The organism is Thauera linaloolentis 47Lol = DSM 12138, from assembly GCF_000310205.1.
Taxonomy (GTDB): domain Bacteria; phylum Pseudomonadota; class Gammaproteobacteria; order Burkholderiales; family Rhodocyclaceae; genus Thauera; species Thauera linaloolentis.
Map to the genome: position 1 here is coordinate 1 of NZ_AMXE01000124.1, position 6,989 is coordinate 6,989.

A 6,989-nucleotide genomic window follows, 5' to 3' on the forward strand; every position below is an offset into this window, starting at 1 on the left:
GGACCTGGTGGGGGGCGGGCATGCCGGCCGGCGGCCCGCCGGCATCGGCCGCGGCGCCGCGCCTGCGGCGCGCCAGCCAGGGCTTGACGTGGCTCTCGTACAGGCCGGCGAGGCCGTTGGGGAAGGCCATCACCACGCCGATGAACAACGCGGCCATCAGGAACAGCCACAGATCGGGGAAGGTCTCGGAAAAGTAGGTCTTGCCAAAATTGACCAGCAGTGCGCCATACACCGCGCCCACCAGGCTCATGCGCCCGCCGACCGCGGCGAAGATCACCATCTCGATCGAGGGCACGATGCCGATCAGCGTCGGCGACATGAAGCCGACCTGCAGCGTGAACATCGCGCCGCCGATCGCCGACAGCGCCGCCGCCAGGCAGAAGGCGAAGACCTTGAACATCGACACGTCGTAGCCCGAGAAGCGCACGCGGTCTTCCTTGTCGCGCATCGCCAGCAGCAGCGTGCCCAGCTTGCTGAGCTGGATCCAGCGGCACAGCAGCACCGAGGCCAGCAGCAGCGCCGCGGTGACGAAGTACAGCGCGGTCTTGGCCTCGTCGCTGCGGATGTCCCAGCCGAGCAGGGTCCTGAGGTCGGTCATGCCGTTGACGCCGCCGGTGTAGCCCTGCTGGCCGATGATTAGCACGGTCAGGATCAGCGCCACCGCCTGGGTGATGATGGCGAAGTACACCCCGCCGACGCGGCGCTTGAACATCGCGTAGCTGATGACGAAGGCCAGCAGCACCGGCACCGCCACCACCGCCAGCAGCGTGAAGCCGAAGGAGTTGAACGGCTCCCACCACAGCGGCAGCGCGGTGAGCTGGTTCCAGTCCATGAAGTCGGGGATGCCCGGCGTCGACTGGATGGCGGTGCTTTGCGGGTCGGACGCTTCCAGCTTCAGGAACATCGCCATGGCGTAGCCGCCGAGGCCGAAGAACACGCCCTGGCCCAGGCTCAGCACGCCGCCGTAGCCCCACAGCATCACCAGGCCGATGGCGACGAAGCCGTAGCTCAGGTACTTGCCCACCAGGTTGAGGCGGAAACCGTCCATCGCCAGCGGGAACACCACCAGCAGCAGCACGGCGAGGATCGCGATGCTGGCGAGGCCGCTGCGATCCAGCCAGGTCTTGATTGCATCCATGATTGGCGCTCCGATCGTTGATTCGTGTATGCGGCGCCGGATCAGCGGCGCACCTTGGAGGCGAACAGGCCTTGCGGACGCAGCATCAGGATGCTCACGATCAGCAGCAGGGTCAGCACCTTGGCCATCGAGCCGGACAGGAAGAACTCGGAGATCGACTGCGTCTGGGCGATGCCGAAGGCCGACACCACCGTGCCCCACAGGCTGGCCGCGCCGCCGAAGGTCACCACCAGGAAGGCGTCGACGATGTACAGCGAGCCGCTGGTCGGGCCGGTCGAGCCGATGGTGGTGAAGGCCGCGCCGGCCACGCCGGCGATGCCGCAGCCGATGGCGAAGGTGACGCGGTCGGTGCGCGTGGTGTTGATGCCGATGGCGTTGGCCATGCCGCGGTTGGCGACGGTGGCGCGCACGCGCAGCCCCCAGCGCGACTTGTAGAGCGCCAGCAGCACGCCGCCGGTGACGAAGACGGTCAGGCCGAGCACGAACATGCCGTTGATCGGGATGTCGAGGCCCTCGGCAACCTCCCACGAGCCCATCAGCCAGTCGGGCAGCGTGGGGCTGACCTCCTTCGGCCCGATCAGCGTGCGGAAGGCCTGCTGCATCGCCAGCGACAGGCCCCAGGTGGCGAGCAGGGTATCGAGCGGGCGCTTGTACAGGTGCCGGATCAGCGCCCATTCCGCCAGCCAGCCGAAGGCGAAGGCGACGACGAAGGCACATGCGATGGCGACCGGGAAGTAGGCCTGCATCAGCCCCGGCGCGTAGCTCTCGGTCAGCGTCGACAGCAGGAAGATGGTGTAGGCGCCGATGGTCATGAACTCGCCGTGCGCCATGTTGATGACGCCCATCTGGCCGAAGATGATCGCCAGCCCGAGTCCCATCAGCAGCAGCACCGCGAACAGGCTCAGGCCGGCAAAACCCTGCATCAGGGTGATGTTGTAGATTTCGTCGAACGACATGACGGACCTCCGGGGGAAAGGCGGGTGCCGCCGCGGCGAGGGCCGCGGCGGCCGGCGGGGCTTACTGGTAGCCCTTCGGGAAGGGATCGGGAACGATCAGCTCGGGCGATTCCGACACCACCTTGAAGGTGCCGTCGGGCTGGCCCTGGGCGATGCGGGCCTTGCTGTACAGGTGGTGGTTGTCGTGGATCTTCACGTAGCCTTCGGGCGCGGTCGGCAGCTCGATGCCCGGCGACGCGGCGGCCACCTTGTCGACATCGAAGCTGCCCGCCTTTTCCACCGCCGCCTTCCACAGCCAGGGGCCGAGGTAGGCCGCCTGTGTGACGTCGCCGATCACCGCCTTCGGCCCATAGGCTTTCTTGAAGGCCTCGACGAAAGCCTGGTTGTTCGGGTTGTTCAGGCTCTGGAAGTACTTCATCGAGGAATAGAAGCCGGCGAAATTCTCGCCGCCCACGCCCAGCATCTCGTCCTCGGTCACCGACAGCGTCAGCAGGAACTGCTTGACGCCGGTGATGCCGGCCGCCTTCAACTGCTTGTAGAAGGCCACGTTCGAGCCGCCGACCACGGCGGCGAAGATGCAGTCCGGCTTGGCGATCTTGATCTTGTTGATCAGCGAGTTGAAATTGGTGTGGCCGAGCGGGTAGTACTCCTCGCCGACGATCTTGCCGCCCTGGAAGGCCTCGACGTGCTTGCGCGCGATCTTCATCGAGGTGCGCGGCCAGATGTAGTCCGAGCCCACCAGGAAGAAGCTCTTCGCGCTCTTCTCCTTCTTTGCCCAGTCGAGGCTGTAGAGGATCTGCTGGGTGGCTTCCTGGCCGGTGTAGATGACGTTCTTCGACTGCTCCAGGCCTTCGTAGAAGGTCGGATAGTAGAGCAGGCCGTTCTCCTTTTCGAAGATCGGCAGCACGGCCTTGCGCGAGGCCGAGGTCCAGCAGCCGAACACGGTGGCGACCTTGTCGTTGACCAGCAGCTTGCGCGACTTCTCGGCGAAGGTCGGCCAGTCGGAGGCGCCGTCTTCCTTGATGACGCGGATCTTGCGGCCGAGGATGCCGCCCAGCGCATTGATCTGGTCGATGGCGAGCTGCTCGGCCTGGATCGAACCCGTCTCCGAGATCGCCATCGTGCCGGTGGCCGAGTGCAACTGGCCGACCACGACCTCGGTATCGGTGACGGCGAGCCCGGTGGTGTTGACCTGCGCGGTGGGCAGCGCGGCGGCATGGCCTATGCGGGACATCGCCAGGGCGAGCGGGAGGGCGGCGGCGCCGAACACGAACTTGCGGCGCTGGGAGGAGGGCAGGTGCTTGTCGGACATGGATCGCTCCTTGATGGATGGGCTTCGACGCGGGGTGGCGAGGCGCCGTGCCGACGGGGCCGGCGTCGTCTCGCTGCGGTGCACAAGCTACCCACCGGGGGCGGAACGGCGAATACGTCAAACGACGTATGGGGATGCGCAGGGTGCGGCGCTAATTTTTGCGCGGTGCACAAATCGTGCGCCAGGCACGGACACGCCCGTGTCCGCGCTGGTGCATGGCGCCGCCGCCATGCACCGGGCCGGTGCGCGGCCGGCGGGTGGGCCGGGCGGCCGTGTGCGTGCGCCGCCGCCATGGCGCGGGAACGCTTTTTGCTGAAAGGCTGGCATCGATGTTTCCCGCCCGTCAGTGCCGCCCGCCACCGTGTCCGATCTCCCCGCCGCGCCAGCCACCCAGCGCATCATCCACATCCGCCGCGCGTACAACGCCTGGGTCGCCGACGAGACGATGGAGGACTACGCGCTGCGCTATGCGCCGCGCAGCTTCCGCAAGTGGTCGTTCTCGCGCATCGCCAATACCGCGCTCGGTGCGGTGTCCTTCCTCGCGCTGGAGGCCATCGGCGGCACCATCGCGCTGAACTGGGGCTTCACCAACGCGGTGTGGACGATCGGCCTGGTGGCGCTGGTGATCTTCCTCACCGGCCTGCCGATCAGCTACTACGCTGCGCGCGACGCGGTCGACATGGACCTGCTGACCCGCGGCGCCGGCTTCGGCTACATCGGCTCGACCATCACCTCGCTGATCTACGCCTCCTTCACCTTCATCTTCTTCGCCATCGAGGCGGCGATCATGGCGCTGGCGCTGGAACTGTGGTTCGGCCTGCCGATCCAGTGGGGCTACCTGCTCAGCTCGCTGGCGGTGATTCCGCTGGTGACGCACGGCATCACCTGGATCAGCCGCCTGCAGGCGTGGACGCAGCCGGTGTTCGTCGTGCTGCTGCTGGCGCCCTTCTTCTTCGTGCTGGTGCGCGAGCCCGAGCTGTACACCGCCTTCGCAGGATTCGGCGGCCGCCAGGGCAGTGCCGGCAACACCTTCGACTGGCTCGCGGTGGGCGCCGGCTGTACCGTGGCGGTGGCGCTGATCTCGCAGATCGGCGAGCAGGTGGATTTCCTGCGCTTCCTGCCGCCCGCGGGCAAGCGCAACAAGGGGCGCTGGTGGGCCTCGGTCATCGCCGCGGGGCCGGGCTGGATCATCCCGGGGGCGCTGAAGATGCTCGGCGGCGCCTTTCTCGCCTTCCTCGCGCTGCAGGCCATGGTGCCGCCGGACAAGGCGCTGCAGCCGACGCAGATGTACCTGGCCGGTTTCATGCACGTGGTCGACGATCCGCGCGCGGCGGTGGCGCTGGCCTGCATCTTCGTCATCGTCTGCCAGATCAAGATCAACGTCACCAATGCCTATGCGGGCTCGCTGGCGTGGTCAAACTTCTTCTCGCGCCTCACGCACAGCCATCCGGGGCGGGTGGTGTGGCTCGTCTTCAACGTGCTGATCGCGCTGATGCTGATGATGCTCGGCGTGTTCGAGGCGCTGGAGCAGGTGCTCGGCGTGTATGCCAGCGTGGCGGTGGCGTGGATCGGCGCGGTGGTGGCGGATCTCGTCGTCAACAAGCCGCTCGGGCTGTCGCCGCGCCGCATCGAGTTCAAGCGCGCCTACCTGTACGACATCAACCCGGTGGGCGTCGGCTCGATGCTGGCGGGCTCGGTGCTGGGCATCGTCGCCTTCGGCGGGCATCTGGGGGTGGAGGCGCAGGCTTTCGCGCCCTTCATCTCGCTCGGCACCGCCTTCGTCCTCGCGCCGCTGATCGCCTGGGCGAGCGGCGGCCGCTACTATCTCGCGCGGCCGCGCGAGACGCAGTGGCGCCCGGCACAGGTGCTGTGCTGCGTGGTGTGCGAGAACAGCTTCGAAGCCGAGGACATGGCGCAGTGCCCGGCCTATGGCGGCGCCATCTGCTCACTGTGCTGCACGCTGGACGCGCGCTGCCGCGACCGCTGCAAGCCCGCGCCCGGCCTGCTCGGGCGGCTCGCGCCGCTGCTGGCGGACTGGATGCCGTCGTCGATGTCGCTGCGGGTGGCGCGGCGCGTGGGCCAGTTCCTGCTGGTGTTCGCCGTCTGCAGCCTGGTGATCGCCTCGGTGGTGGCGCTGGTCTACCAGCAGGAGCTGATCGCCGCCGACGCCGGCGAGACCGACCTCGGCATCGCCTTCGTGCGCATCTTCGCGGTGCTGATCCTGCTCACCGCGGTGGGCGTGTGGTGGCTGGTGCTGGTCAACGAGAGCCGGCGCGTGGCGCAGGAGGAGTCCGAGCGCCAGAACCAGCTGCTGCTGCGCGAGATCGAGGCCCACCGCGACACCGACGCCAAGCTGCAGCAGGCCAAGGAGGACGCCGAGGCCGCCAATGCCGCCAAGAGCCGCTACGTGCGCGGCATCAGCCACGAACTGCGCACGCCGCTCAACACCATTCTCGGCTACTGCCAGATCATGCTGCGCGACACTGACCTGCCGCGCCGCCGGCGCGACGCCATCTCCACCATCCAGCGCAGCGGCGAGCACCTGCTGGGGCTGATCGACGGCCTGCTCGACATCGCCAGCATCGAGGCCGGCCGGCTGCAGTTCAACCGCGAGGAGATCCGCTTCGGCGAATTCCTCGCCCACATCGAGAAGATGTTCCGTCTCGAGGCGATGAAGAAGGGGCTGGATTTCCGCACCGACTTCAGCAGCGGCATGCCCGAGGTGGTGCAGGGCGACACCGGCCGCCTGCGCCAGATCCTCATCAACCTGCTCGCCAACGCGGTGCGCTACACCGAGCGCGGAGAGGTGCGGCTGACGATCGCCTGGCGCAGCGAGATCGCGGTGTTCGAGATCCGCGACACCGGCTGCGGCATTGCGGCGGAGGACATGGAGCGCATCTTCCTGCCCTTCGAGCGCGGCGCCGGCGCGGAACCCGCCGGCGTGCCGGGCACCGGCCTGGGGCTGACGATCACCCGCCTGCTGGTCGAGCTCGCGGGCGGGCAGCTCACCGTCGACAGCACACCGGGGCGCGGCAGCGTGTTCCGCGTCAAGCTCCACCTGCCGCGCGTGGCGCGGCCGAGGCTGGCGCTGCGGCCCGAACGCGAGATCCGCGGCTACGCGGGGCGCCGCCGCTGCCTGCTGGTGGTGGACGACCAGCCCGGCCAGAGCCGGCTCATCGCCGACATGCTGAGGCCGCGCGGCTTTCTGGTGCATGAATGCCAGGACCCCGAGGCGGCGGCGCGCCTGCTCGACGCCCTGCACCCCGACCTCGTCTTCCTCGACGTGTCGATGCCGGCGATGGACGGCTGGACGCTGTGCCGCCGGCTGCGCGACGCCGGCCACGGCATGCCGATCGTGATGGTGTCCGCCAACGCCTACGAGAACCTGCCCGACCGGCGCCAGGCGGCCGGCTGCGACGACTTCATCGTCAAGCCGGTGCTGGAAACCGAGCTCTTCGCGCGCCTGAGCGCGTGGCTGGGGCTGCGCTGGATCTACGCCGATGCGCCACCGGGCGCCGCTGGCACCGCCGCGCCGGTGCCGGCTGCGCAGCCGGCGCCGTGGCCCGACTCACTGCCGCCGGCC

General features: G+C 68.4%; 4 protein-coding genes. 1 reads left to right on the forward strand and 3 read right to left on the reverse strand.

Annotated features, from left to right (window positions below; translation table 11 throughout):
• The 3 genes from urtC to urtA all read right to left on the reverse strand — a co-directional run.
• Nucleotides 1-1,138 (reverse strand): urea ABC transporter permease subunit UrtC (gene urtC / locus C666_RS17980; protein WP_004346814.1); only part of this gene is annotated, 1,138 nt, incomplete at its 3' end.
• Between the two features lie 41 nt (nt 1,139-1,179).
• Nucleotides 1,180-2,094: an urea ABC transporter permease subunit UrtB gene (urtB, locus tag C666_RS17985; protein ID WP_004346816.1), complete on the reverse strand. Its 915-nt coding sequence runs from the start codon at nt 2,092-2,094 to the stop codon at nt 1,180-1,182.
• Between the two features lie 61 nt (nt 2,095-2,155).
• The gene (gene urtA, locus C666_RS17990) at nt 2,156-3,406 is read right to left on the reverse strand and encodes an urea ABC transporter substrate-binding protein (RefSeq protein ID WP_004346818.1); all 1,251 of its coding nucleotides are present in this window, start codon (nt 3,404-3,406) and stop codon (nt 2,156-2,158) included.
• A gap of 361 nt (nt 3,407-3,767) precedes the next feature.
• Here urtA and C666_RS17995 point away from each other — a divergent pair.
• Nucleotides 3,768-6,989: ATP-binding protein (locus C666_RS17995; protein ID WP_248637697.1), on the forward strand; the 3,222-nt coding region annotated here is incomplete at its 3' end.